This window comes from Alistipes sp. An54 (assembly GCF_002159375.1).
Lineage (GTDB): Bacteria > Bacteroidota > Bacteroidia > Bacteroidales > Rikenellaceae > Alistipes > Alistipes megaguti.
In genome coordinates, this window is record NZ_NFIA01000033.1 from 1 (window position 1) to 1,143 (window position 1,143).

Below are 1,143 nucleotides of genomic sequence, written 5' to 3' on the forward strand. Positions count from 1 at the left end.
ATTCTGCGGATTCAAAGGGACCTCGAACTCGACAAGAAAGAGGTCTCCGCCCAAATCATTCTGAACCGCTATCTGGGCAAGGAGCAGTCGGACCGTCACACGCTGATGGAGGTCTTCCGGGAACACAATGACAAGTGCCGAGTGCTGATGGGAATCAATTTTGCTCCAGGTACGGTTGAACGATACGATACCTCTTTGCTTTTGGTCAAAGAATTTATGCGCACGACCTATAAAAAGGAGGACTGTTTTCTGGATGAGGTGAGTAGACAGTTTGTCGAGGATTACGAACTACATCTGAAGACCGTGCGCAAATGCAGCCATAATACCACCACCCGTTACCTCGCAAATTTTAAGAAGATAGTTCGCATTGCCTTATCTAAAGGGTGGATGAAAAAGGATCCTTTTGCCCAAATTCGGTTTCATCTGGATCCTGTCGAACGGGAATTCCTCGAAAAGCAGGAGTTGAAAACCATGCTCAACAAGGAGATTACCATCACCCGGCTGGCGCAGATCCGCGACATTTTTTGTTTCTGTTGCCTGACGGGTCTGGCTTTTACGGACGTGCAACAGCTCAAGGCGAAGCATCTGGTGGCGGACATTCACGGCAAGATATGGATCCGCAAGGCTCGTCAGAAGACCAAGAACATGTGCAACATTCCGCTGCTCGATGAGGCGCAAAAGATCCTCGACCGTTACAGGGATCACCCCTACTGCCAGACGCACGGCGTGCTGCTCCCCGTATGCAGCAACCAGAAGATGAACAGCTATCTGAAGGAGATCGCCGACATTTGCGGCATCCGCAAGAATCTCTCGACGCATTGCGCAAGACTTTGGCTTTAGAAATATCCACTGAATGAGAGATATTTACAGAAGTCAGCCGGTTGAGAACTAACGATTTGGAGACGAGCGATATTCTCTGAATCACTTGATTCTGCATAGCCGAAAAGAACGCATCTCGAATGCAAAAATAAGATGTATTCCTGTTTTCGCCAAATTTACACGCTGATTCTGATACTCGCACTCCTTCATTAAGTCAATCTTCAACGGTCCCGTCCCAGAATCAGCACATCTTTATGCCAAGGTCGTTTTTCGACCGGAACTCAATTAATAGTGCCCCAAACTCCCGGGAGGATTATATCAGGC

The 1,143-nt window shown here is 48.1% G+C and carries 1 protein-coding gene; it reads left to right on the forward strand.

The genetic code is table 11. The features are described 5' to 3' along the window. The coding region (locus tag B5G09_RS13760) for a site-specific integrase (protein ID WP_143256584.1) at nt 1–840 on the forward strand (840 nt) is incomplete at its 5' end. Nucleotides 841–1,143 lie beyond the last annotated feature (303 nt).